The following is a 24,655-nucleotide window of genomic DNA, read 5'->3' on the forward strand; positions in this document are numbered from 1 at the left end:
GGTATGGCTCCAGTGTGCAACGGGTGCCTCGTTGCACACTGGAGGCGGCTCATAGCTGTCGGCGGCCTCAGCAGAACCGCGGAAACATGCGGATCGGGGATTGGACTCTGAGGAGAAGTGTGCAACCGGTCAATCAGGCTCATCCTGCCCGAGCCTGACGTGTCTACAGTGGCTGGTACTGGAAGCGCCCAACGGTCGCGGTGCCGCGGATGGCGCGCACGCCCACGACCCGACCGGTGAAGCCGCCGGCCACCTCGGTGGACAGGTAGCGGCCGTCGAGCCGCCCCAACTCGACGTCCCGTCCGGCCATACTCACACCCAGCACCAGCTCATCGGGCACCCGCCGCCCGAAGAAACCCGACTCCGGGAGCTGCGCGCTCACCCATAGTCGCAGCGCCCGTCCCTGCGGCGCCTCCAAATCCTCCGCCGCCAATTCGCCAAGAACCTGCTCGAACGGGGCCGAGGTCGCCACGGCTGAGGCCCGGCTCCCGTCCCAGCGCACGGCGGCCCGGTGATCGGGGTCCAAATACACGCAGAGCTCGACGACGGCGCCCGGCTCCACCGCCAACTCCACCTCGGCCCGCCAGCCGGCGTCGCGGCACCGGGTCGCCAGCAGCGGACGCGACGCGGCGTCGTCGTCGGGCGCGGTGATCGCCAGCGCCCCGGCGGCGTTGCGCGTCAGCGCGGTACGGGCGAGCCCGCCGGGGGAGACCCACCGGTCGGGCAGGTCCCAGGGGGCGTCACCGTCCGCGACCGGGCCGGGCCGCCCACGCAGCTCATCGGTGAAGGCGTGCGTAGAGGCGGCGTCGCGCGCGGCGATCGCCTCCGCATAACGATCCTCGACGACGACCGGCCAGTCCCCCTCCCAGTCGACGCCGACCAGGAAGGTCTCCCGGCCGTTGACGTGATAGCCGGGGAAGGGCTCCAACTGGCGGATGCCCAGGTGCACCATGGCGAACCGAGCCCCGTCCCAGCCGGCGTCGTCGAGCGGAACGAGGTCGGCGTGCCCGGTGGCCTGCACCGGATGGTCGGTGGAGCGGTGGGTGAGGATCGGGTTGCCGGGGTGCTCCTCCCATGGGCCGGTCAGCTCGCGGGCGCGCGCCATGGTCACGCAGTGGCCGACGCCGGTCCCGCCCTCGGCCAGCAGCAGGTACCACCAGCCTCGGCGCCGGTACAGGTGCGGTCCCTCCGCATCGCGCATGCCCGTGCCCTGCCAGAGATCCACCACTTCGCCCAGACGTTCGCCGGTGTCCGGGTCGATCGGCACCGAGCGCAGCGTGGAGACCGCGGTGCCGGTCTCGAAGGACACCCCGCGCCAGCTCAGGTGGCAGACGCCCTCCTCGTCCCAGCACAGGTCCGGGTCGATGCCCGGGGTGTCGGGCACTTCCACCGGGTCGGACCAGCCGGCGGCCGGGTCGGTGGTGCGCACGATGCGTTGGCTCAGCGGGTCCTGACCCATATTGGTGACGATCACGTAGAAGGTGCCGTCGTGGTGGCGGATGGTGGGGGCGAAGGTGCCCTGGGAACCGGCGTCGCCGCCGGGCAGCGGCAGTGCGGTCGGACGCGTGTAGGCGTGGCCGACCTGCTCCCAGTGCACCAGGTCGGTGGAGCGGTGCACCGGCACGCCGGGCAGGTACTCGAAGCTGGAGTTGACCAGCCAGAATGTGTCCTCCGCGCGGCAGATGGACGGGTCCGGGTAGTAGCCCGGCAGGATCGGACGAGTGGAGCGGATGGACACGGTGTTCTCCTTCTGGGGGCGGGGCGGTGGTCCGGGATCGTGGGGACCTCCCGGGCCACCGCCATATCTACCGACCTCGGTACGTAAGATCTACCGACCTCGGCGGAGGGGCGGAGGGGGTGGCGGGGGCTCAGCCGCGCTGGGCGGAGGGGACCTTCGGCGCGTCCGGCGCCACCTCCGCGATCACGGCATCCAGCGCCTGCTGCATCGTCTCCATCCCGGGGGCGAAGCCGTATACGGTGGCGGCCCAGGGAACGATTCGCGCGGTCGAGTCGAGCTCGTGGGTGAGGAAGCCGGTGAGAGTGGCGGCCGGGTCGGCCATGTAGGCGCCGTGCTTGCCGGCCACCGCCTCCACCACGCGCGCCCAGGCCGCGTCATCGTCCATGAGGTCCCGCACCGTGCGGATCGTTCGACCGCCGTCGCGCAGCTGCTCGGGCAAGCTCGCCGTGCGCTCGTGCACGCCGTGCCCGAGCGTCTCCGGCGCGGCGCCGGGCAGCACCAGCTCGGCACTCGCCCCCACCGGCACCTGCACGCTCACGTGCAGCACGTCGCCGTCGATCTCCCAGGCGGTGCGGGCGGTGCCCAGCGGCAGCCGCCGCACCACGCTCGCGGAGGTGAAGCCGTGCCCCACCTGCGGGGCCACTCGCAGCGCCCGGCCGCCGGCGCCGACGACGTCCAGGCCCGCCAGGTCGGTGATCAGCCACTGGGTGACGGCGCCCAGGGCGTAGTGGTTGAAGCTGGTCATCTCCCCGGGGTTGATGTCCCCGTTGGGAAGCATGGAGTCCCAGCGCTCCCAGATGGTGGTGGCCCCCATGGTCACCGGGTACAGCCAGCTGGGGCACTCCCGCTCCAGCACGAGCCGGGAGGCCGTGGCGGCCTGGCCGCCCTTGACCAGTGCGGCCGGCACCAGTGGGGTGCCGACGAAGCCGGTGGAGATCCGGAAGGACCGCAGCCGCACCAGGTCGGCCAGGCGCTGTCCGGCCCCGTTCACGCGCCGCGGCGTGTCCAGCAGGTCCCAGGCGAGTGCCTGGGCGTAGACGGTGGCGCAGTCGGACAGGATCAGCCCGTCGGCGGTGACGTAGGCGTCCAGGTAGGCCTCCCGCACGCTCGCGGCCAGCGCCTCGTAGTGGGCGGCACGCTCGGCGTCGCCGAGGACCGCCCAGGCGCGAGCGGTGATGGCGGCGCTGCGGGCGAAGTAGGCGGTGGCCACCACATCCGGGTCGGCCTTGGCAGCGGCCGGCTCCTCCGGCGGCGCGTCGGGGTCCAGCCAGTCGCCGAACTGGAAGCCGCCCCGCCACAGGTGGGAGGCCCCGGCCACGGCGTCGACGCCGTCGACGAAGCAACTCATCGCCTCCACGCTCGCCGCCAGCACGGCCGGGTTCCCGGTGGCCTCGTAGACCGCCCAGGGCACCAGGGTGATGGCGTCGCCCCACGCGCAGGTCAGCTTGTTGCCCTCCAGCACGTCGGGGGAGACCACCGGCAGGGCGCCGTCGGGCGTCTGGGCGGCGGCCAGGTCCTGCGTCCAGGAGTTCAGGAATGCGGCGGCGTCGTACAGGCTCAGGGAGGTGGGGGCGAAGGCGCCGATGTCGCCGGTCCAGCCCAGGCGCTCGTCGCGCTGCGGGCAGTCGGTGGGCACGGTGATGAAGTTGTCGATCGTGGACCAGCGGGTGTTCTCCACCAGTCGGTCCACGAGCGGCTGGGAGCTGGCGAACCAGGCGGCCCGCTCCATACCGGCCGAGACCACGCGGGCGGTCACGGAGGCGAGCAGGGCGTCGTCGTCGCCGGGGAAGCCCTCCACGTCCACGTAGCGGAAGCCGTGCTGGGTGAGGGTGGGGGTGAAGACCTCGGGCCGTTCGACGGTGCCGGTTCCGGCCAGGGTGACGCGGTCGGTGCATTCGGCGTTTCGCAGTGGGCGCGTGCCCAGCTCGCCGTGCTCGAGGACCTCGGCGTGGCGCAGGGTGACCACGTCTCCGGCCTCGCCGCCGACGACCGCCAGGCGCACGTGACCGGTCAGGTTCTGCCCCAGGTCCACGACGCGCCTGCCCGACGGCGTGGTGATGACCTCCACGGGCCGCACCTCGCCGATGACGGTGGGCAGCGGCAGCGTGGTCGGTTCCAGCGCCGCCTCGGGCAGGTCGAGGGCGGCGACGGCGGACTCCGCCTCAGCCTCGCCCAGCGCGGGCAGGCGCAGGTCCGTGGACTGGCCGTTGTACAGGTCGTTGGCGGTGACGTTGGAAGGCCGCCAGGTCCACTCCTCATCCGTGCCGACTACGGTGGTGGTCGCGCCGTCGCTCAACTCCACCTGGGCCAGTAGCCACAGGTCCTGTCCGTAGACGGCCTCGTGCATCGCCCAGGTCAGGTGGCCGCGGTACCAGCCATTGCCCAGGACGACGGCGAGCTCGTGCTCGCCCGGGGTCAGCGTGGTGGTCACGTCATGGCTCTGCACGAGGATGCGCCGGGAGTACTCGGTCCAGCCCGGGGCGAGCTCGTCCGCACCGACCTTGACGCCGTCGATAAAGGCCTCATAGGTGCCGCCGGCGGTCAGGTGCAGGCGGGCGGCGGTGGTGCCGGCGGGGATAGTGATGCGACGCACCATGACCGGTGCCGCATCGGTGCGCCGGTTGCCGGGCGCGGTAATGGGGCGGGCGGTCCAGTCGCCGGGCTCCAGCAGGCCGGTCTCGACGACGGCCGGCGCCGACCAGGGTGACCAGGCTCCGTCGTCCCCGGCTACGCGCACCCGCCAGGCGGCGGTCTCACGTGAGCCCAGCGGAGGGGCGGGCCAGGGGACGAACAGGGAGTCGGGGCCTTCCAGGGTGAATGTCTGCGGGGCGGCGGGGAGCGCGCCGACGCCCGCGCGGACGATTTCGATCTCCGTGCGGGCCTGGCGCCAGCCGGTGGGTGCGGCCGGTATCTCCCAGGACAGTGCGGGAGTGGGGCCGGTGCCGCCAAGGACGGGTTTGTCGGGGCGATGATGGTCCACGCGCAGCCGCTCTGGGGCGGCGAGCGGGCCGACCGGGTCGCTCATGTCGGGTGCGGCGGCGGTGAGCAGATCGGTGTTGGGACTGCTGGCCGATGAGCTTGCCGATGTGGGTGCGCCGGCGGCGGATTGAGCATTACGCATGGTCGTGGGCTCCGTCTCGTCATTGAATCGTTTCACGAGTTGTAGGGAGTTTAACCGCCGGAACTCCGATCCGTCAACCTCTCCGGGCGTGCGGGCGGGCAGATCGGGGAGGTTCTGGCGGGCTGGGCGTGCGGGGGGGGTGTCCCGCGGGGCCCTGGCGGGGGGGCCGGCGGCTGCGCGGGGGGGGGGGGGGTCGTCCAACGCGCCCCACACCCACCGTCCGGTTCGTGTCAGGCCTCGTCGGGATCGACGGTGTCGGTGGGACCGCCACAGATGAGGCGGGCGACGCCCACGCCCCACTGTGCGTTCGGGTTTGTGCCGGTGCCGAGCCAGCTCGAGAACACCTTAACCACCAGGTCGCGCCGCTCCGGGGCGCGCTCGGCGTCGGCGCGAGCGAGGGCCCCGGGGAGCGAGTCGAGTGTCAGGTCGGTGCCGTAGGCGGGCGTACCCGGCTGCTGGCGCCATGAGTCGGCCAGGGAGCCGGCATCGTGGGCGTCGAAGCCCGTCTCCTCCACCAAGGCCATCGCCCGCTGCTTGTCGATGCTCCGGTCGGCGGCCACGGGCAGCGCGATCCGGCCGGGGGTTCCGGCGGGGAGGCCCTTGGTCGCCAGTGAGGCAGAGCCGATGGCGTTCCATGCCTTGGCGACGGGGCGTCCGAGCTGCTCAGACACCCACAGGCTCTCAACCGTGCCGGCGGGCACGAGGTCCTCACCGTCTCGCCCCGGGTAGTAGTTCGAGGTGTCGATGACGGTCGCGTCCTCGGGCAGGTCGGACAGGAGTGGCGTCAGCGTGGGGATCGCGCTCAATGGCACCGAGAGGATGACCGCCTCGGCGTCCTGCACCGCCTGCGCTGACGTGACGGGACGGGCGCCGTTGACGAGCAGCTCGGCAGGAATGGCCTGCGGACCGCGGGAGTTGGCGACGGCAACGTCATGTCCGGCCGCGCTCAATGCGCGCACGAGGCTGGCGCCGATGTTTCCGGTTCCGATAATGCCGATCTTCATGTGTGTTCCTCTCTTAGGTTGAGTGTGTTCTCAGGGTGGGTGACGGTATCGGGCCCGGCGTGCCTCCGACGTCGGCTGCTCTAGCGATGACGCAGTCGCTCGGCGAAGTTGCGCACCACGGCCGCCATATCCACGTCGCGGTCCAGCAGCCACTCGACCTGCACCCCCTCGATGAGCGCCGTCAGTTGCATGGCGGCCAGGTCCAGATCGATGTCTGTGCGCAGCCGCCCCGCGTCGCGCTCGCTGCCCAGGTCGGCGCGTACCGCCGCCCGGAAACGTCGGGCCAGGCCGACGACGTAGTCGTGCGCGGGATGTTCGGGATTGATCGCCTCGGCGCGCATAACGGTGTCCAGCTGGATGAGGCCGGGAATGGTGGCGTTGTGCTCCATGACCAGGGGGAGTGCTTCGAGCAGGCCGTGCTCGGCGAACAGGGTGGCGCGCCACTCGGCTTCGGTCTCCTCGCGGCGGATGAGGACTGCTTCGAGGAGCTTCTCCTTGTTGCCGAAATGGTGGCGCAGCAGGGTGTGGCTCACGCCCACGGCTTCGGCGATCTGACGCAGCGACAGGTTGTTGTAGCCCTGCTCGGCGAAGACCTCCATGGCGGCGTCGACGATCGCTGCGCGGCGTCGCTCCCCATTGGCGTAACGGGTGCGTCCGTCTGGCGGGGCGACGGCGTCTGAGTCGGACACGGCCAACCTCATCTCCGGGCAAGTTGCTGTTCTCGGGCGCATGGACCAGGTGACCGGACGGCCGAGGCCGGGTCCGGTATCAAGCCTAGATGATCGGCTTCGGGATGCGGCGGCCCGGGTGTGTCCGCGTGGATGCGAGGTGGTTCGAGGACTGTTCCACAGGGAGAGGTGAAACATAACTGAAGTGACATAGATCTTGACCAAAATGGTGCAACTTAGGTTACGCTGCTGCCTGTCAGGCGCCGCGGGACCCGCGAGCGCGCCGTTGCCGGCACAGCGGCCGGCTTCACTTCAAGGACGATTGATGACCCCATCACCCGCTACTCGGCATGACGGTGCCGATGACACCCACGCCCCCTCCGCCGTCGTCGAGGTCGACTTCGCCAAGGGCGGCGCTGACGATGCACCCGGAGGGGCGGACCCCATTGAGCCCAATGCACCGGAGGATGAGGAGGTCGCGCGCATCACCGCGAAGTTCGGCAATCCGCGCAAGACCATCTGGCTGGTGCTCATCGCCGCCATCGGCGGCTACATCATGATGATGGGCATGGGCACGGCTCTCCAACTGCGCCTGAGCGTCATCGACGAGGACCTCGCCACCCTGGTCTACTCTCGGGCCACCTCGCTGTCCGCTCTGCTCATGCTCGCGGTCGTCCCGATCGTTGGAGCGCTCAGTGACCGCACGCTCTCGCGCCTGGGACGCCGGCGTCCCTGGATCGTCGGCGGCTACCTCGTAGCCTTCCTGTGCTTCTTCATCATTGGTTCAACCACCAGCTCCGTCGTCATCATCGCCGCTTACATCATCGGTATCGCCTCGGCCCAGGCCGGCTTCAACGCCTACTCCGTCATCCCCGTCGAGGGCGTCCCCGGCAACATGCGCGGACGCATCATGGGTTTCATGGGCCTGTGCGGAGCACTCGCCATGAGCGCCGGCTCCTACATCGCCGGTGCCCTCGTGGACATCTCCACGATCCTGCTCATGACCGTGCCCCCTACGCTTGCGATCATCTGCGCCCTGCCGCTCCTGCTCCTCTACAAGGACCCGCAGCACAGCCGCGAGGAGATCCCGCAGGGGGGCACTCTCGACATGTTCGCCCACATGTTCGTCAACCCGGTCAAGCACCCGAACTTCGGTATCGTCTGGCTCTCCCGCTTCCTCGCCGGTGCCGGTATGGCCGCCTTCCTCGGGTTCTTCGTCCTCTACCTCATTATCGGTCTGCATATGACCCCCGCCCAGGCCGGTGCCCAGGCGGGGCACCTGTCGCTCATGAGCGCCCCCGTTTCCATTGTGGTCTTCATCGGCTCCGGCTGGATCTCCGACAAGCTCGGCATGCTGCGGCCCCTGGTCGCCCTCGCCGCCATCATCATGGCGGTCGGCTTGATCATCGCCGCCACCTCCACCTCCATCACCGGGTTCACGGTCGCCTGGATGGTGTTCGCCGTCGGCCAGCCCATGTACCTCACGGTCGACCTCGCCCTGTGTGCCAAGGTCCTGCCCAACGAGGCCGACGCGGGTAAGGACATGGCCGTCTTCGGTCTCGCCCTCAACCTCGGAAACGTCCTCGTGCCGGCCGTCGCTCCGACACTGCTCGGCCCGGCTTCGAACAACTACCCGCTGTTGTGGGGAACCGCGGCCGCCCTCGCCCTCGGCGGAGCGCTGCTGATGCCGCTGGTCAAGGGCGTGAAGTAGGCGGAGGGATGGCGGCGGTCGGCCCGGTGCCGGTCGCCGCCCAGCCCCGGCGGCGGTGCAGCGCGCCGATCCTTTGTGCCCGTCCCCCGTATGCGGCGTCCCGCCTGTCAGACGTCGCGACACTGTCAACCAATCCAAAGCCAACAACCGGAGACAATCACGCCATGACTACCCCCGCACCCGTGCCCACAACCGACTTGGCCTCGCCGGCCGACACGACGCCCACCCGCACCGCCGCCTTCCCCGAGGGCTTCTTGTGGGGCACCGCCACCGCCTCCCACCAGGTGGAGGGCGGCAACATCAACAACGACGTCTGGCTGTACGAGCACGTACCGAACACCATGTACGCCGAATCCTCGGCAGACGCCTGCGACCATTACACCCGCTACCGGGAGGACATCGCCCTACTCGCCTCCCTGGGGCTGAACTCCTACCGCTTCTCCCTGGAGTGGAGCCGCATCGAGCCGGCCGAGGGTGAGTTCTCCGCCGTCGCCATCGCCCACTACCGCGACATGCTGCGCGCCTGCCACGAGCACGGACTCACCCCACTGGTGACCTACCACCACTTCACCTCCCCGCAGTGGCTCATCGCCCGCGGCGGCTGGGAGGACGCCGACACCCCCGCGCTGTTCGCCCGCTACTGCCGTCGCGTCACCGAGGAGCTGGGCGACCTGTTCGACATCGCCTGCACCATGAACGAGCCCAACCTCGCCATTCTGCTCGGCGAGATGGGCATGTGCGAACGCGAACCCGCCCAGCGGCTCGGCAATCCCACCTGGGAGGGCGCCGCCCGGGCGCTGGGGACGACCGCGGACAAGGTCGCCGGCTTCCAACTCTCGGCCACGCCGCAGGCCTATGAGATCAAGTGCGCCGCTCACAAGGCCGCCGTCCGTGCCATCAAGGAGGTCAAGCCCGAGATGCAGGTCGGCTGGACCCTGGCCAACTCCGACTTCCATGCCGCCCCCGGCGGTGAAGAGCGGGTGGCGCGCATGAATGAGGAGAACAACCTGCGCTACCTGCGCGTGAGTGAGGGCGACGACTTCGTTGGACTGCAGACCTACAATCGCACCGTGCTCGGTCCCGACGGTCCGGTGCCGCCGGCGGAGGGAGCGGTGGTCAATCAGGGCGGGGAGGAGATCTGGCCCTGGGCGATCGGCGCCGTGGTGCGTCAAGCCTGGGATGCGGTACAGATGCCCATCTACGTCACCGAGAACGGGCTCAACACGACCGATGACGCACAGCGGGTCGACTTCCTGCGCACCGCCATCGGTGAGGTCGGTGCCGCGATCGCCGACGGCATCGACGTACGCGGCTACATGTGCTGGTCGGCGATGGACAACTTCGAATGGATCTTCGGCTACGGCCCCAAGTTCGGCATCATCGCCGTCGACCGGGACACCCAGGCGCGCACTCCCAAGCCCAGCGCCCATGTGCTCGGGGAGATCGCCCAGTCCAACGGGGCGTGCCTGAGCCGGGACTGAGGCGAGCGGCCCGCATCCCCGCATCCCCGCCGAGGTCGGTCGATCTTACGTACTGAGGTCGGTTGATCTTACGTACTGAGGTCGGTCGTTGTGGGGCTGTGGGGCTGCGCCTGTTCTCGGGTTGCGCGGTGTCACCGGGAGCCGCGGCGGCGGGCAGCAAGAAGGGCGAGGACCTCATCGTCCTCGCCCTGATGTCTCCGTGGCCTTATGGCCGTCGCGGGAGCGCCCGCGGGGTGATCCGCATTAGGCGGTCACCGTGTTGCATTGCTGTCAGCGCTGCTCGTTCTCGGCGGCAATCGCGCGCTCAAGCTCACGCTCACGGGCGGCGGCGGCACGGACGGCCAGATCGATGTCGAAGAACATGTTCGGTTCCTTTCGGTTGAAATCTCCCGGCTGGTTCCCCGACCGGGATCGACAGGCTGTTCCTGCCGACGCCCATAAATATACCGATCGGTCGGCTGCCGATCCAGCCCGGAGGGTGTGCAGTCTGTCATGGTTGCAGTAACGTCTTGCAACATGTTGCGCCACGTTGTGCGGGCACGACAGTTTGCGAGTACGGTCCGGCGCCCGGACGCGTTCATGTAGGTTACACGACCAGCACCGTGCGCCCACTGGGCAGGCGACGCACTCCGGCCGGCGTTGCCAGCTCTCCGGTGACGCCGGACGGCAGGGTCACCTCGTAGCGCACGGTAGAGCCGGGGGCTACGAGCCCCGCGGCTGTGGCGTCAGCGGCGGCCTCCGCGCTGCTCGCATCCGGCGCCGCCCGGTCGACGCGCTCCCAGGCGACCTCCACCCTGCCAAAAGGCGTGTCGCGGTGCGCGCGCGCCCAGGACACCGGCCCGTCGGTCAGCGGCGCCACCCGCACCCGCCGGTAGCCGGGCTCGGCGGGGGCGATTCCACCCAGGCGGCGGAACAGCCAGTCGTCCACGCAGCCGAAGGCATAGTGGTTGAAGCTCATCGCTCCCACGGTCCCGTCCGGGGCGACGGCATCCCAGGACTCCCAGATCGTCGTGGCCCCCTCGGCCACCTCATACAGCCACGACGGCACCGTGTCCTGCATGAGCACCGCCCAGGCCACATCCGCGTTCCCGGAGTCGACCAGCACATCAAGCAGGAACGGCACCGATAGGAAGCCGGTGTCCAAGTGGTCGCCCGCCTGGCGCACGAGCCGCACCAACCGGTCCGCCACGGCCCGACGCCGCGCACCTACGTCCGGATCGTCGGCACTGACGACGTCGAAGGCGAGCGCGAGCACGTACATGCCCTGCAGGTCCGGGGTCATGGCGCCGTCGGCACCGATGTACTCCGCGGCCACCGCGGCCCGTACCGCCTCCCAACGCGCCCGATAGGCGGCCGCGTCGTCCAAGTGCCCGAGGACCTGCGCCACTTGGGCGAGGGTGCGCAGCGCCTCGGCGTGGAAGGCGGCGCCGACGAATTCGCTGGTCAGGTGCGGCGCCGCCATGATCGCGTCCGGTGCCCCACTGGCCAGGGTGGAGGGCGCCAGCCAGTCGCCGAAGTGCATGCGCGAGTTCCACAGCAGCCGCTGCCGGGCGGCCGTGGCCTCATCCAGGGCCTCCCATCCGACTGTGCGCTCGGTGTCCTCCCAGTCGCCGCCGCGCAGGCGGGGAGGTAGTTCGGTGGCGGCCTGCCGCGACTGCATTTCCACCCAGGCCTGCATGGCCGGGTAGTTGGCGCGCAGTGTATCGACGTCGCCGTAGCGCTCCCACAGGGTCAGCGGCACGCGGATGATCGCGTCGCCCCAGCCGGCTGCGGCGGTGACGCCGCCGATGCCGGGCTGCCCCTCCATCGCCGCCTGGCGGGGCGCGAAGGGGGAGATGATGACCACGCGGCCGTCGTCGAGCTGGTCGGCGCGCACGTTGCGCAGCCAGCGGGCCAAGAAGGTGTGCACCTGGGCGTTATTGGTGGCGGCCGGGGCGAAGACCTGGATGTCGCCCGTCCAGCCGACGCGCTCCCGCTGCGGGCAGTCGGTGGGGATGGACAGGAAGTTGGCGCGCTGGGACCACACCGTGTTGGCGTGCAACCGGTTCAGGCGCTCGTCGGAGCAGCTGAAGTCGCCCGCCGACTCCAGGTCCGAGCCGATGACGACGGCGATCGCGTCCCGCGTGTGCAGCTGCCCGGGGTAGCCGGTCACCCGCGCGTAGCGGAAGCCGTGGAAGGTGAAGGTCGGCTCATAGGTCTCGGGGGCCTGCGGCGTGCCCGTGCCGGCCAGGACCCAGAGGTCGCGCTGGTCCTTGTTGGGGCCCTGCACGTTGGAGAAGAAGTTGCCGTCGGCCGCCAGGTGCTCGGAGTGCTCCAGAGTGATCTCGGTGCCGGCCGGGCCGACGGCGCGCAGCCGCACCCGCCCGGCGATCACCTGCCCGAAGTCCACCACCGTCTCCCCGGCCGGCGTGGTGATGACCTCCACGGCGGGCAGTTCCAGCAGACGGCGCACCGGTTCGCCGCGGAAGGGCTCCAGGGCGGTGGCCGGGTCCAGCAGCGCGCCGGGAATGATGTGCACCGGGTCCCAGGTGGAGGCGTCGAAGCCGGGGGAGTCCCAGCCGGCGACGGCCGCCGCCAGCCGGTCGTCGCGCCTCTCACCGATCATGATGTCGCTGTAGCGCAGCGGGCCGGATTCGGTGCAGCGGGCGGTGGCGTCCGGTCCCCAGGTCTCGCGGGTGCCGTCGGCGCGGGTGATGGACAGCTGCCACCAGCCGCGCAGCAGGGTGCCGTACTGGCCGGACTCCCCGGTGATGGTGGCCCTCCCTGCGAACCAGCCGTCGCCCAGCCGCAGGCCCAGCGTATGCGGTCGGGGCGCGTCGGCGGGATCGGCCAGGGCCGCGGTGACGTCGTGGACGTCGAACTCGGTGTAGGTGTGGTAGCTGGTCCAGCCCGGCGCCAGCACGGTGTCGCCCACTTCGACGCCGTCGATGCTCGCCTCGATCACGCCCTGGGCGCTGAGGTACAGACGGGCGCGGGTGATGGGGGCGGTGCCTGCGGCGGCGCGGGGCAGGTCCTGGCGCACCAGCTTGACCGGATGCAGCTTCTCCCCGGCCGGTACCGGCTCCCGCGGGGCGAACAGGGTGGCGAAGGAGGCCTCCGGCTCCAGCTCCACCGGCGTCTGGGTCGGCTCCACCCAGGGGGCGACGACGTCGGTCGCCTGCAGCAGAGAGGTGGAGAAGGTGGAGGCGGCCCAGGGTGAGGGTGTTTCCGACGTCGTGGGGCCGGCGGCCTGGGCCGGGGTGCTCGACGCCGTCGCCCCGGGCGCCGCCGAGCCGCCCGTCCAGACGCGCACCCGCCAGACGTAGTCCGCATCGGATTCGAGCGGCGTGCCGTCGTAGGGCAGCCAGGGGCAGGCGGGCGGGTCGGGTACCGCCACGCGGCCGGTGGCCCACACCGGCGGCTCCAGCTCCTCGCCGGTGGCCGGGTCGAGGCGGCGCACCTGCACCTCGTAGGCGCTCGCTGGTACCTCGCCGGGCACCTGCCAGGCGAGCACGGGCCGCGGCACCGCCACATTCAGCGGGGCGTGCTGGTGGTCGACGGTCAGACGGACGGGCGCGGGCGCGGGATCGGCCGGGGCGGTGTGCATGGGACTCCTTCGTCGGTGGCGGGGATTTGTTCGGCGGCGGACTTGCGGATCAGGTCATGATGTCATCCGGGCGGGTGCAGGCGCACTCGGTCCGGTGCGGATACCCGTGGGCGGCGCGGGGCGCTACGGGCATCGCTCTTGGCGGGATCACTCGGGCTCCGCCGATACCGGTGCCTTCGTGTCGTTCTGAGTGCGCAGCGCCTTCAGGTCGCGCTCCAGGCGGAACGAGGTCGTCAGCAGCGCGAACACGATCAAGAACATCGCGAACGGGATCCAGTTGTATATGAGCTGGATGGCTGTGGTCACCGATTCGGGCTGGCGCAGACCCTCGAGGTCCAGGGCGCCGTCGAATCCGGAGGCGGACAGCACCCAGCCGAAGACCGCGGTTCCCAGCCCCATGCCGAGTTTCTGCGCCGCGGACACGCCCGCATTCCCCATGCCCACGGCGTCTACGCCACTGCGGAGTCGACCGTATGTCAGCGTGTCCGCGACGATTCCCATCGCCATGCCGCCGGCCATGCCCAGGCCGACGCCCTTGAGAATGTTGCAGGTGAGCATCGCGGGAACACTGAATCCGAGCAGACCGAATCCCAGATAGCCGACGGCCGAGATCCCGATGCCGGCGATGTAGATCTTCTCCTTGCCGAACCTGGCCATGAGTAGCGGGGTGGCGAACATGATGGCGAACTGCGCAATGGTCATAGAGTTGGACAGCCAGCTGTACTGGGTCATGTCGTAGAAGACGTACATGCAGTAGTAGATGCCGCCCACGGCATTGAAGATGATGGCGAAGAAGATCACCAGCATGGCCACGAACATCATCACCCAGTACTTGTTGGCCAGCAGCGCCTGCACGCTCAGCCAGAAGCCCGGGCCGTGGGACGAGGTCGGGGCCCCGGCGCCCGCCGCGTCGTCGTGCACGCGCTCCTTCGTGGTGAAGACGGTTACGAGCGCCAGCAGCACCATGGCCGCGCAGAAGCACAGCATGGTCAGGGTGTAGGCCTGCTGCGTGTTGGGGTTCGCTGCGTCGGAGGAGAGGCGGGCGAGCAGCCACACGAACACGGCGTTGACGATCACGTTCCCGAGCGTCTGGAAGATCTGCTGAATATTGCCGAGCAGACCGCGCTCGTAGGAGTTCCTCGTCATCAGCGAGATCATCGAGTAGAAGGGCACCAGCATCGAGGTCATGAACACCGCGTTGACCACGTTGTACATGACGAACACGTACACGTACTTCACGGCCCCGGGCCAGTTCGGCGGCACCAGGAACAGCAGCATCACCGCCACGGCGAAGGGGACGCACACTCTGAGCAGCCAGCTGCGGGCCTTGCCCAGCTTCGACTTCGTCCGGTCGACGAGGCGTCCGACGATAATGTCCGAGACGCCGTCGAACAGTTTGGAGACGGCGATGATACTGGAGATCACGGCCGCGTCCAGCAGCGCCACGTTCGTGAAGTACACGGTCAGGAACGAGCCGAGTATCCCGTTGATGGCGTTAATGCCTAACTGGCCGGAACCGTATCCGACCCGCTCGACCCAGCCGAGCCTGGCGTCGGGGTCGTCGTGGCGTGTGGCTAATGATGCCGCCATTGAGGTGTTCTCCTTTGAACTGGTTGCGATCTGGACTTAAGGGGGCGGCGCCGAGTGTCGGTGTTGATGGATGCGGAGGTGGAAGCGGAATGCGGCCTGCCGGTGCAGTCCGGCGGGTGGGTCAGAGTCGGCGCGGGTCGTAGACGAGGTTGGGGGTATCGTCTGCGGGCGGGCCGTCACCCGCGGCGCGCACGACGGCGCGGGCGATGCGGGCGTCCGCGCCATCGAAGCGGAAGGGGACGGTATCGTCGCCTCCCGCGAGGACGGCGCGGCTCAGGGCCAGCAGATCGTCGAGAACCGTGGGGGTGATCTCCCCGCGACCGTGGGAGACGAGCACGCGGTCGTAGGCGCCGGCGGTGCGCGCCTCAAGGTCGCGCAGGGCATCGACGTACTGCGTCAGTGTGGAGGACTCGGGCAGGAACAGGAAGGTGAACTGGTTGGCGGCGTCGCCGGTGATGAGCAGGCGTTCCTCTTGAACCAGTAGCGCCACCGAGCCGGGGGTGTGACCCGGCGCGCCCAGTACCGTGACCGTGAGTCCGCCGAGTTCCAGGTGCTTACCCACGCTGAGCGGGGCCAAGCGGGAGGGGTCCACCTTGGGGGCTAAGAACACCGCGCGCCCGTCGGCGACGGCGTCGGCGTGAACCTGACGGGACTTGGACTGGTGCGCGGCCAGCACGGGCAGATCGGCCGGATGCATGCGCACGTCCGCGAACTGGGAGGCGCCGAAGGCGTGGTCGACGTGCCCGTGGGTGAGCACCACGGTCAGCGGCAGGTCGGTCAGTGAGGCGACGAATGCGGCCAGGTCGCCCACGCCGTAGCCGGTGTCCACCAGCAGTGCCCGCTCGCGTCCGGTCACCAGGTACATGAGCACGTCGTAGGGGCCATGGATACGCGTCACGTGGGCGCTGACGGGGGAGGCGGTGAACTCGGGCGGGACGCCCCTGGATGAATCCTCCATGATTCGTTCCAATCTGAGTGACAGCAATAGGTTACACGAGTAACCTTCAAGCTCACGATAGACTGTAGGCCGACCGAGCGCAAGTGTGGGGTCAAAAACAGGTCGCGGCTGGTCGGCGGTTCCGGCAGCCGTTCAGGCCTCAGTGACGTCTCGGCTCGATGCCGGTCTCCAGGTGAGCGGATTGGGGTGCAGATGGGGCGGGTGCTCAGCAGCGATGTGGCTAGGCGTGCCGGCGTCTCTCGCGCCACCGTCAGCTACGTCCTCAACCGTCGCGCGGACAAGACCATCTCCGAACAGACTCGGGAGCGCGTCCTGGCCGCCGCCCGTGAACTCGGCTACGTCCCGTCCGCCGCCGCCACCGCACTCGGCTCGGGGCGGTCCCGGATCGTCCTCCTGCGCGATTCCGGCCGTATCCCCTCCCGGGGTCAGGAGGTACTACAGCTCGGTTCCTTGGCGGGGCTGCTGCGCGACGCCCTAGCGCGTGAGGTCGATTCTTGGGGAATGACGCTGGTCTCCTGCGGCTCGGACGCGTCCCTGACGGGCGTGCTCGGGCATGTCGATCCGGCGCTCGTCATCGCCCCGGCGGGCCTGGAGGAGGCTGAGGCGGAGGCGGTAGCCGCGGTGGGGGCGGCCCTGGTGGACCGCGACGAGCGGGGGCGGCCGCTGGCCGATCTGGTCCTCGGCCGCATGCCCCGGCTGCAGGTGCAGTACCTGGTGGCTCACGGCCTGCGCCGCCCCGCCTATCTGAGCACCCGCCTGCCCGGGCTCGGGGCACTGGTCGCCTCCCGTCGTGAGGAGGTACTGGCGGCCTGCGAGCGGACGGGACTGCCCGCTCCGCATGAGCACGCCGTCGGACAGTTGAACGAGGACGCGATCGCCGAGTTCGCAGGTGTCCTGCGCGGATGGGTGGAGGCCGGGACCGACGCCGTGGTCTGCTTCAACGACCTGCACGCCGGCCTGGCGGTGGCCGCGGCCAGAAGCGCGGGACTGCGCGTGCCCGACGAGCTGGCCGTGATCGGGGCGGATGACGAGGTGCTGGGCAGGTTCCTCGACCCGCCGCTGACCACGGTCGCCCCCGACATGGTGGCCTTCGCGAGGTACCTGGCGGCCCGCGCACGCGCGGTGCTGGACGGAACGGAGCCGCCCGACGCACCTGCCACGCTGGCACGGGTCGTCGAGCGGGGCACCGTTCCCGCACCCCGCGTCCCCGCTTCCCCGACTCCCTGACCCGCCGAGATCGGTAGAAGTTACATGCCGAGATCGGTAGAAGTGGCGGCGTCCGGGAGTCGGTGCGCGCGCCGTCCCGACTCGCAGGGGGAACGCCGCGCGAACCTCAGTTCTCGACGAGTAGGCGGACCGGACCGGCCAGGCCGTAGTCGCGCACCGGCACGTCGTGCGGCCGGTACGGCAGACCGTTGAGCAGCGCCGAAACGTCGGGGATGTGGTCGTAGTAGCCGCGGGCCTTGAGCCGGTTGGACAGCGCGGAGGACACGCGTACGACGACGTCGTTGCCGCCCGCACGCAGCAGCCCGGTCACGTCCACGCGCGGGGCGGAGGTGTCGAAGCCGACCGGTGCGCAGCCGTTGACCGACACCGATCCCAGGCCGCCGCACACGTCGCCCAGGTCCAGGACCAGGCGGCCTGCCGGCACCGCCTCGAGGACGAGCGTGGTGCGGTACTCGCCCACGCCGGATACCTCCGGGCCGACGCCGTCCAGGTTCTTCCACGGCGCCAGCGCGCCGGCGTCGGCGCGCAGGCGGGTGACTGCGGTGGTAGGACGCACCTCGCGGGTCACGTAGCCCAAGCCGCGGTTCTCCTCGATCAGCTGATCCTCACCGGCGTCCCAGGACTCCACCGTGATGTCCCAGTGGGGCAGCTCGGCAACCACTGACGGCACCGTTCCGGACTCGCCCAGGGAGTATCCGGCGGAGCGGTCGAGTGTGATGATGGCGGCTTCGCCCGGACGCAGGCGGACCGGGACTATGGTGACGTTCGAGTGCTCGGGTCCGATCGGCTCGGTATGAGCGTCGCCAAGTTCGTGGAACCGGCCGCTCCACGGGTCCAGCCGGTAGGCGATTCCCGAGCCGGGAATCTTGATGTTCACGCGAGTCGGCTCTCCGGTTTCGTACAGGAAGTGGTAGACGTACACATGGGTCAGGTCCCCGTCAATGCGCTCATAGGCGAGCAGGTTCTGGTTCGGGACGGCGAACTCGTGGTAGCCGGTCACTCCCAGTGCGCGCAGCGCCCCCACGGTACGGGCAGGGTCGTCCACTTCGGCAACGCTCGGCAGCATCTTCAGGGCCGCCATGGTTGCGGCCAGCTCGGCGTCGCGCCCATTCGAGCAGCCGGGCGGCGACGTCGGCGTCGAGCGCCTCCTGGTAGACGATCAGGGCCTGGTAGCCGGGCCCGTCGGGCTGAACGACGCCGTCGGCGAAGACCACGTCTTCGCGCAGCAGCAGCGAGCCATCGAAGAACTCGTACCCCCAGCCGGCGTCCTGCATGCCCAAGTCGCGCCACCAGTGATTGTCCCGGTCCCGCATCCACCTGCGCCCGTAGGCGACCTCGTCCGGAATACGGCGCTCGCCGTCGTAAAACATCATGCCGGAGGAATTGTCCGTGAAGTGGTCGGTGCGCAGGATGCCGACGTCGATGCGCGGCCGGCCCCGACGCAGCACCTGCTGCACGCGGCCGATGGCCCGGTTCCACAGCGGATAGAACTCGGCGGCGGGCTGACGCGTGTCGAAGCGTTCGGAGAACATGGGCAGCATGCCCTCATGGCCGGGCCACTCGGTGCTGCCCTCGGCGCCGGCGGGACTGGACCAGCCGTGCAGGACGGTCTTGGTGATGCCGGCCGCCAGCTGCGTGTTGATGATCTGGTCGTAGAAGCGGTGGGGCAACATGTGGTTGCGCGTGGTCGCCCCGGTCTCGGAGGAGTACTGCTTGCCCAACAGGTGCGCCGGACCCGCCATGAGCCGGTAGGCGTCGATCTGGGAGCCGAACTCCAGGGACTCGGTCTCGATGCCATCCACGGCCACTCCTGGGCGGGTCAGCTCGAAGGGCAGCCCGTAGGAGATCTCGGCACGCAGCGTGATGCCCTCCTCGTGCAGGAAGTCGGCGAAGGGCTGGAGCATGTGCTCGATGTACAGGTCGGTGAGGGTGGCCACGTAGTCGTGGCGGACCTTGGCGACCTCGGTGGCGTAGGCGGCTTCGGGTTCGAAACGGTACCGGGTGGAAACCGCCATCAGGGGTGCGGAGCGCACCAGTAGGGGCAGCCAGGGGGTGACGTCGTAGCCGCGGCGTGCGCGGAACTCCTCCGGGACGCAGCGCCCCCAGAACATGCCGCCCTCGCCCCAGGTGTTCAGCTCGAGGGAGTCCATGTACATCTGGGCGCGCGGGTTGCGGGCGATATGCGCCTTGAGGGAGTCGGTGAGGATGACCTCGCGCCAGTAGTCGATCACGGCGTCGACGCCGTCACGATCCAGGTAGTTGACCGTGTAATTCACGCTTGCTGAGGGGCTCGCGGTCTGCCCGGTCCCGTGCATCCAGAACACGAACAGCCGCCAGTCGCGTGCGTCCGGGGTTCTCCATTCCAGCGCCTCGGTGCCCTCGTTGCCGGTGACGAGGGGAGTCAGGTCGATGAGGGTGCCGACGTCGATGACTTTCACGTCGGTGGAGGCGGCCGTGCCGGAGTCGACGATCACGGCGGCCACGACGGCCACCAGGTGCTGCCGCCTCGGGGCGATCCGGGACCCCGGCAGACCGCCCTCGCCGCGGTCTGCGCCCAGGTCGATGCGCGGCAGCAGGCCGGTGCGACGTCCACGAACGTCCTCGTACTCGACGTCGAGTTCTTGAGAGGCGGCGGGGTCGTCCGGCGTGATGGTGGGTAGGTTGGCGTTGGACCAATTGGTGCCGGAGGTGAAGGAGAAGGACATGCCCCGGGCGGTGGTCTCGGCGACGACCGTGTGGGAGTCGTGGGTCCACTCCTCGCTGCCCCAGCCGTAACAGGAGGAGTCGACGTTCTCCTCCGGCATGGCCAGGAACTCCATGCCGCCGAAGCCGAGGCGATGGGCTGCGGCGATCTCACGGCTGATGGTGGCGTTGGTGTGTAGTCCCGCGGCCAGCCACCAGCGCAACTCCGGGCGGTACTCGATGGGTGGCTCGGCAATGGCGGCGCGTAGCGCGTCCAGCGTGGGTGTTGTGGCGGTCTGGTTCACGGGATTCTCCTTTGAAGCACACTAGGAAAACTGCCTGGAATCGGCACAAACGCTCATGTGACGCGGAAACGCCGATTGTGGACCGTTGGAATCGTGCGGTTCCTGTTTGGTGTCGAGGGCGCTGATCATCGTTTGTGCCGATTCCGGGCGATCTGGGTACGTAAGATCTACCGACCTCGGTACGTAAGATCTACCGACCTCGGTGGAAGAGGGGGCTAGATCAGATCGGTGTCGACGTTGAAGGCCTCCACCACGGCGCGCAGCTCGGCGTCGGTGACGCCCTCACCCAGGCCGCCGGCCATGATGTCGCGGACCTCGTACATGGCGCCGGTCTCCGCATACTCGACCTTATCCACGGCGGCCAGGGGGGCGACGTCGGAGCGAACCATGATGCCGTGCTTGGCCCACAGCACAATCACGTGGTCGCGCAGGGCGCGCACATTGTTCTCCATGAGGGTGGCCGATCCGGGCACCATGAAGTCGAGCACCTCAATGCCCTGGGGCAGCTGCACGATCGTCTCCGGCTCCCAGCGCAGGATGCGGCGGTTGAAGTCCGCTGTGTTGCGGATGTCTTTGATGTGGGAGAGCTGCACCAGGTAGGGCGGCTGGGCGTGGATGACGGCCTGGAAGTCCACACCGCGGCGCGCCACCTGGTCGTTGTGGACCGCCAGGTGGGAGTTGAACTCGCTGGTGGGGCGCACGTAGGCGCGGTCGGGGTGGGTGTACCAGGTGCCGGTGACGCCGCCCTCGTCCACGACGAAGGCGGATACGTTCGCCTCCGGGGACTCGGCGACGTCACGCAGGCGGCAGCCCGAGCCGGTCACCAGCACGGTGCGACCGGCCAGCGCCGGGGCGGGCAGCGGCAACTCGGTGCCGGGGGCGAGCTGCGGGAAGCGATCGGCCAGGCCCAGCTGTTCGGCGGAGGCGCGTATGGACACGGAGATGTTGCCGGCGCCGGCCTCGACGGCGCCCATGTGGTCAAGGCGGCGCCCGGCGGCGCCCATCTGGGCGAGGATCTCTGACAGGGGCATGGTGGTCACGGTGATTGTCCTTTCCGATGGTTACTGGATGGAGTCGGGGATGGTTCGGAGCACCGGCGGTTGGCGGACGAATGTGGGACTGAGCGGAGCCGCCTTGGGCGCGCCGTCCGTGGTGTCGCCGGTTTCAGGCAATGCGGGCCAGCCGGGCCGCGAAGCGGTCCAGGCTGGCGGCGGTCAGCGGTGAGCCGACGGCGTTGAGGTGCCCGTGGGGCACACCCGCGCAGGTGAGCACCTCGACGTCGGCCCCCGCCTGCCGCAGTTGGCGGGCGAAAGCCTCACCGGAGGCGCGCAGGTCGTCGTTCTCGCAGTTCTCTATGTAGGTGGCCGGCCAGCCCGCCAGACGGGAGGCCTCAGGCACGTCCCCGGGGAAGGCGTAGGCGGGAATGGCGGCAGCGTCGTCTACCGCGGTGCCGGTCGGTACGGGGGCCCCGAGGTAGTTGGCGTTCATTGCCGCCGTCATGTCGGCGGGGAAACGCAGGATCTGCGGCATCTGCCCCAGGCGGGCTGCCAGCTCCGGGCTGGGGGCGGGCCAGCGCCCGCCGTGGGCCACCGGGTAGGCGAGTAGGGCCTGCCAGGGATCGGCTGCCTCGTCGATGCCGTGCAGCGTCACCCCGGCGGCCAGGTTCCCGCCCGCACTCGCACCGCCGACAGCGATGCGAGCCGCATCAATGCCGAGTTCGGAGGCGTGCTCACGCACCCACCGGTAGGCGGCGTAGGCGTCGTCGTGCGGGATCGGGTAGTGGATGCCGCCGGTGCACAGCCGGTAGAAGACCGAGACGACGCACGCCCCGGTGCGGGTGGCCAGGCCTCGGGCGACGGCGTCGGCCTCCGGCATGTCCAGATCCCCGCCCAGGAAGGCGCCACCGTGGTACCACACCAGCCCGGCGTGCAGGCCCGATTCCGTGGCCGGTGAGGGGGTGGGCGGATTCCAGCCGGGTTCGGGGCGGTAGACGCGCACGGGGATCGGTCCGTGTGGGCCCGGCAGTTTACGGTCTTCCACGACAGCGTGGGTTGGTTCGGGCTCGCCGAAGGGTGCTTCCCAGGCCTCCATTGCGGCCAGGGCCTCGCCGGCGAAGGGCGCACCGGCTGCCGCCTGGGGGTCGGCTGCGGCCAGATCCTCGGCGCGCGGCGCCGGGAAGTCGGCGATCAGGTGCACTCGCTCGGCATAGGGCGGCAGGAAGCCGCCCGCCAGGGGAGCGACGGGCACGCCGTCGCGGGTGGCGGTGGGCTGTGGCGTGGGTGGGGTGACGGCGGGAGAGTCGGTCATGAGTCTTCTCCGTGGACTTGGCTGATGGGGTGGGTGAGCGGGGCGCGCGGGCGGTGCTCGGGGATGTGTAGTGGTGGCGTCGGCGTCAGCTGAACAGCTGTCGTTCGGCGGTGTCCCAACCGGCGGCGGCCGCGGAGGGGGTGTACTCGGTGATGTCTGAGGAGTTGCGCACCAGCTGCCGCAGCGCCGTCAGATCTCCCTCGATCAGGCCCGCGCCGCGGGCGGCAACGACCAGGTTTCCCAAGGCGGTTCCCTCGGCGGGCCCGGCTACAACTGGCAGCCCGGTGGCGTCGGCGGCCAGTTGGCACAGCAGCCGGTTGCTGATGCCGCCGCCGACCATGTGCAGTACGTCGACCTGCTTGCCGGACAGCTCCGTGGCCTCGCGTACGGCGCGGCGGTAGGCCAGGGCCAGGGAGTCGTCGATGCAGCGCACGTACTCGCCGACGCTGCGCGGTCGCGGTTGGCCGGTGCTGATGGCGAAGGCGTCAATGCGGGCGGCCATGTCTCCGGGGTCGAAGAACGCCGGGTCGTTGATGTCGACGACGGTGCGCAGCGGCTCGGCCGCCTCGGCGGCCGCGTCGAGCTCCCGGTAGGAGAGCTCCAGGCCCTGCTGGCGCCAGGTGCGTACGGCCTCGTTGAACACCCACAGCCCCATGACGTTCTTCAAGTAGCGCACGGTGCCGTCCACCCCGAGCTCGTTGGTGAAGTTGGCCAGTCTGGAGGCCTCGCTGAGCACTGGCGCGTCCAGTTCCAGGCCCACCAGTGACCAGGTTCCGCAGGAGATGTAGGCGAAGCCGTCTCCGGCCGCGGGCACGGCCGCGACCGCGGAGGCGGTGTCGTGGGAGCCGACGGCGACCACCGGTGTCGGGGCACCGTCCGGGCCGAAGAGGTCGACGACGTCGCGGCGCACCGGTCCGACCACGGTGCCCGGCTCCACGATGCCGGGGAGCACGCCTTCCAGGCCCACACCGAGTTCGGTGTGCAGCCGCTGAAGCAGCGGCGCCGACCAGGTGCGTGTCCGGGCGTCGACCAGGCCGGTGGTGGAGGCGTTGGTGATTTCAGCAATCCGCCTCCCGGTGAGCCAGTAGGTGAGCAGGTCTGGTAGCAGCAGCATGGTGCGCTGGGCGGTATCTGGATCCGGGGCGTCGTCGGTAGAGGCGACGCCGTCGTCGACCGGTGCGGTGGAGTGCGGCAGATCGCCGTCGCGGGAGGCCGCCACCAGCTGGAACAACGTGTTGAAGTCCTGCACCTGCAGGCCGTTGACGGCGTATAGCTCGGCGGCGGGGATGGCGGCGAAGACCTCCGCCGGCACGCCCCGGGTGCGCGGGCAGCGGTAGGCGGCCACCTGCCCGGCCAGCAGGCCGCTGGGGGCCAGCAGCCCGTAGTCTACCCCCCAGGTGTCGATGCCGACGGCGGCGAGGGGACCGACGTCGCGCACCGCCGTGAGCAGGCCCTCGCGGATCTCCGCCCACAGATGCAGCACGTCCCAGTACAGGCGCTCGCCGTCGGGACCGGGCAGGGGGATGGGGCCGTTGGCGAAGCGGCGGGTCTCGGTCAGGGTGATACGGCCGTCGGCGATGGTGCCGACCATGACGCGCCCGGAGGAGGCGCCCAGGTCGACGGCCCCGACGTGGACGGGGTGGGCGGTAGTCATGGTCGGAACCTCTTTCGCGGAGCGGACGGGAGGACGGCGGTGGCGGGGCCGGGCGCCCGGAGGAGTGCCCGGCCCCGCCTTCGGAATGCGGCTCAGGCGCCCCAGCCGGCGGCGGTGCCGCCGACGCGCTCGGCGCGGATCTGGTCCAGGTAGCCGGAGTCCAGGAAGGCCCGCATCGGGTCGGGGGCCAGGCCCTGAGACTCGCGCAGCTCGGCCAGCAGCGGGCGCACGTCGGTGTTGAAGGCGTCGACGAACACGTCGTTGGCGGCCAGGACGTCACCGGCGCGCTGCGCCTGGGCGAGCGCCTCGCGGTCCACCAGCAGCGCCTTGGCGGTGGCCTCCTGCACATTGGTGGCCGAGCGGATCTCGCCGGGGATCTTCTCCTCCAGGTTGTGGCACTGGTCGAGCATGAAGTTGACCCCGGAGTCGGGGGCGAGCGCCCCGACGGCGACGATCTCGTTCATGATGCGGAACAGCTGGTAGGGGTCGGCGGCGCCCACGATCAGGTCGTCGTCGGCGTAGAAGCGCGAGTTGAAGTCGAAGGCGCCCAGGCGACCCAGCCGCAACAGCTGGGCGACGATGAACTCGATGTTGGTGCCCGGGGCGTGGTGGCCGGTGTCGAG

The 24,655-nt window shown here is 70.0% G+C and carries 14 protein-coding genes and 2 pseudogenes; 3 read left to right on the top strand and 13 right to left on the bottom strand.

Annotated features, from left to right (window positions below; translation table 11 throughout):
- Positions 1-163 precede the first annotated feature (163 nt).
- From Q4A20_RS07625 to Q4A20_RS07640, 4 genes and pseudogenes are all read right to left on the bottom strand, one after another.
- Positions 164-1,738 carry a glycoside hydrolase family 43 protein gene (locus tag Q4A20_RS07625; protein WP_303121976.1) on the bottom strand — a complete coding sequence of 525 codons (1,575 nt, stop codon included), beginning with the start codon at positions 1,736-1,738 and terminating at the stop codon, positions 164-166.
- Between the two features lie 130 nt (positions 1,739-1,868).
- Positions 1,869-4,859 carry an alpha-L-rhamnosidase gene (locus Q4A20_RS07630; RefSeq protein WP_303121982.1) on the bottom strand — a complete coding sequence of 997 codons (2,991 nt, stop codon included), beginning with the start codon at positions 4,857-4,859 and terminating at the stop codon, positions 1,869-1,871.
- A gap of 230 nt (positions 4,860-5,089) precedes the next feature.
- A pseudogene (locus tag Q4A20_RS07635) lies at positions 5,090-5,869 on the bottom strand (NADPH-dependent F420 reductase); the annotation flags it as partial.
- A gap of 74 nt (positions 5,870-5,943) precedes the next feature.
- Positions 5,944-6,552, bottom strand: coding sequence for a TetR/AcrR family transcriptional regulator (locus Q4A20_RS07640; protein WP_303121989.1), 609 nt, complete (start codon positions 6,550-6,552; stop codon positions 5,944-5,946).
- Positions 6,553-6,856: 304 nt separating this feature from the next.
- Between Q4A20_RS07640 and Q4A20_RS07645 the strand changes: the two genes are divergently transcribed.
- Both Q4A20_RS07645 and Q4A20_RS07650 read left to right on the top strand, forming a co-directional pair.
- On the top strand, positions 6,857-8,242 hold the full coding sequence (locus Q4A20_RS07645; RefSeq protein WP_303122006.1) for an MFS transporter: 1,386 nt from the start codon (positions 6,857-6,859) through the stop codon (positions 8,240-8,242).
- A 164-nt stretch (positions 8,243-8,406) separates the two neighbouring features.
- The gene (locus tag Q4A20_RS07650) at positions 8,407-9,723 is read left to right on the top strand and encodes a glycoside hydrolase family 1 protein (protein WP_303122011.1); all 1,317 of its coding nucleotides are present in this window, start codon (positions 8,407-8,409) and stop codon (positions 9,721-9,723) included.
- A 586-nt stretch (positions 9,724-10,309) separates the two neighbouring features.
- Here Q4A20_RS07650 and Q4A20_RS07655 read toward each other — a convergent pair.
- From Q4A20_RS07655 to Q4A20_RS07665, 3 genes are all read right to left on the bottom strand, one after another.
- Positions 10,310-13,309: a family 78 glycoside hydrolase catalytic domain gene (locus Q4A20_RS07655; protein ID WP_303122018.1), complete on the bottom strand. Its 3,000-nt coding sequence runs from the start codon at positions 13,307-13,309 to the stop codon at positions 10,310-10,312.
- A gap of 147 nt (positions 13,310-13,456) precedes the next feature.
- Complete coding sequence (locus Q4A20_RS07660; protein ID WP_303122025.1) at positions 13,457-14,899, bottom strand: MFS transporter; 1,443 nt, start codon at positions 14,897-14,899, stop codon at positions 13,457-13,459.
- 121 nt (positions 14,900-15,020) lie between these two features.
- On the bottom strand, positions 15,021-15,857 hold the full coding sequence (locus Q4A20_RS07665) for an MBL fold metallo-hydrolase (RefSeq protein ID WP_303122032.1): 837 nt from the start codon (positions 15,855-15,857) through the stop codon (positions 15,021-15,023).
- A 201-nt stretch (positions 15,858-16,058) separates the two neighbouring features.
- On the opposite strand from Q4A20_RS07665, the gene Q4A20_RS07670 reads away from it, so the two are divergent.
- On the top strand, positions 16,059-17,084 hold the full coding sequence (locus Q4A20_RS07670) for a LacI family DNA-binding transcriptional regulator (RefSeq protein WP_303122040.1): 1,026 nt from the start codon (positions 16,059-16,061) through the stop codon (positions 17,082-17,084).
- Positions 17,085-17,190: 106 nt separating this feature from the next.
- Here the strand turns inward: Q4A20_RS07670 and Q4A20_RS07675 are convergent, their stop codons facing one another.
- The 6 genes and pseudogenes from Q4A20_RS07675 to Q4A20_RS07700 all read right to left on the bottom strand — a co-directional run.
- Positions 17,191-18,129 carry a hypothetical protein gene (locus Q4A20_RS07675; RefSeq protein ID WP_303122046.1) on the bottom strand — a complete coding sequence of 313 codons (939 nt, stop codon included), beginning with the start codon at positions 18,127-18,129 and terminating at the stop codon, positions 17,191-17,193.
- Positions 18,032-20,071: a glycosyl hydrolase gene (locus Q4A20_RS07680; RefSeq protein WP_303122047.1), complete on the bottom strand. Its 2,040-nt coding sequence runs from the start codon at positions 20,069-20,071 to the stop codon at positions 18,032-18,034. The genes Q4A20_RS07675 and Q4A20_RS07680 overlap by 98 nt, the downstream gene beginning before the upstream one ends.
- A gap of 215 nt (positions 20,072-20,286) precedes the next feature.
- Complete coding sequence (locus Q4A20_RS07685; RefSeq protein ID WP_303122053.1) at positions 20,287-21,102, bottom strand: class II aldolase/adducin family protein; 816 nt, start codon at positions 21,100-21,102, stop codon at positions 20,287-20,289.
- Positions 21,103-21,235: 133 nt separating this feature from the next.
- Positions 21,236-22,378 carry an alpha/beta hydrolase gene (locus Q4A20_RS07690; protein WP_303122049.1) on the bottom strand — a complete coding sequence of 381 codons (1,143 nt, stop codon included), beginning with the start codon at positions 22,376-22,378 and terminating at the stop codon, positions 21,236-21,238.
- A gap of 85 nt (positions 22,379-22,463) precedes the next feature.
- Positions 22,464-24,032: a rhamnulokinase family protein gene (locus tag Q4A20_RS07695; protein ID WP_303122051.1), complete on the bottom strand. Its 1,569-nt coding sequence runs from the start codon at positions 24,030-24,032 to the stop codon at positions 22,464-22,466.
- 92 nt (positions 24,033-24,124) lie between these two features.
- Positions 24,125-24,655 (bottom strand): annotated as a pseudogene (locus tag Q4A20_RS07700) (rhamnose isomerase); the annotation flags it as partial.

The sequence above is a fragment of the Actinomyces sp. genome (assembly GCF_030530635.1).
In the GTDB taxonomy this organism is placed as follows: Bacteria; Actinomycetota; Actinomycetes; order Actinomycetales; family Actinomycetaceae; genus Actinomyces.

What these genes read in the sequence shown, in the direction of transcription:
- Q4A20_RS07645 (WP_303122006.1), top strand. Translation starts at nt 6,857, where the DNA reads ATGACCCCATCACCCGCTACTCGGCATGACGGTGCCGATGACACCCAC.
- Q4A20_RS07690 (WP_303122049.1), bottom strand. Translation starts at nt 22,378, where the DNA reads ATGACCGACTCTCCCGCCGTCACCCCACCCACGCCACAGCCCACCGCC.
- Q4A20_RS07660 (WP_303122025.1), bottom strand. Translation starts at nt 14,899, where the DNA reads ATGGCGGCATCATTAGCCACACGCCACGACGACCCCGACGCCAGGCTC.
- Q4A20_RS07630 (WP_303121982.1), bottom strand. Translation starts at nt 4,859, where the DNA reads ATGCGTAATGCTCAATCCGCCGCCGGCGCACCCACATCGGCAAGCTCA.
- Q4A20_RS07695 (WP_303122051.1), bottom strand. Translation starts at nt 24,032, where the DNA reads ATGACTACCGCCCACCCCGTCCACGTCGGGGCCGTCGACCTGGGCGCC.
- Q4A20_RS07665 (WP_303122032.1), bottom strand. Translation starts at nt 15,857, where the DNA reads ATGGAGGATTCATCCAGGGGCGTCCCGCCCGAGTTCACCGCCTCCCCC.
- Q4A20_RS07650 (WP_303122011.1), top strand. Translation starts at nt 8,407, where the DNA reads ATGACTACCCCCGCACCCGTGCCCACAACCGACTTGGCCTCGCCGGCC.
- Q4A20_RS07685 (WP_303122053.1), bottom strand. Translation starts at nt 21,102, where the DNA reads ATGCCCCTGTCAGAGATCCTCGCCCAGATGGGCGCCGCCGGGCGCCGC.
- Q4A20_RS07655 (WP_303122018.1), bottom strand. Translation starts at nt 13,309, where the DNA reads ATGCACACCGCCCCGGCCGATCCCGCGCCCGCGCCCGTCCGTCTGACC.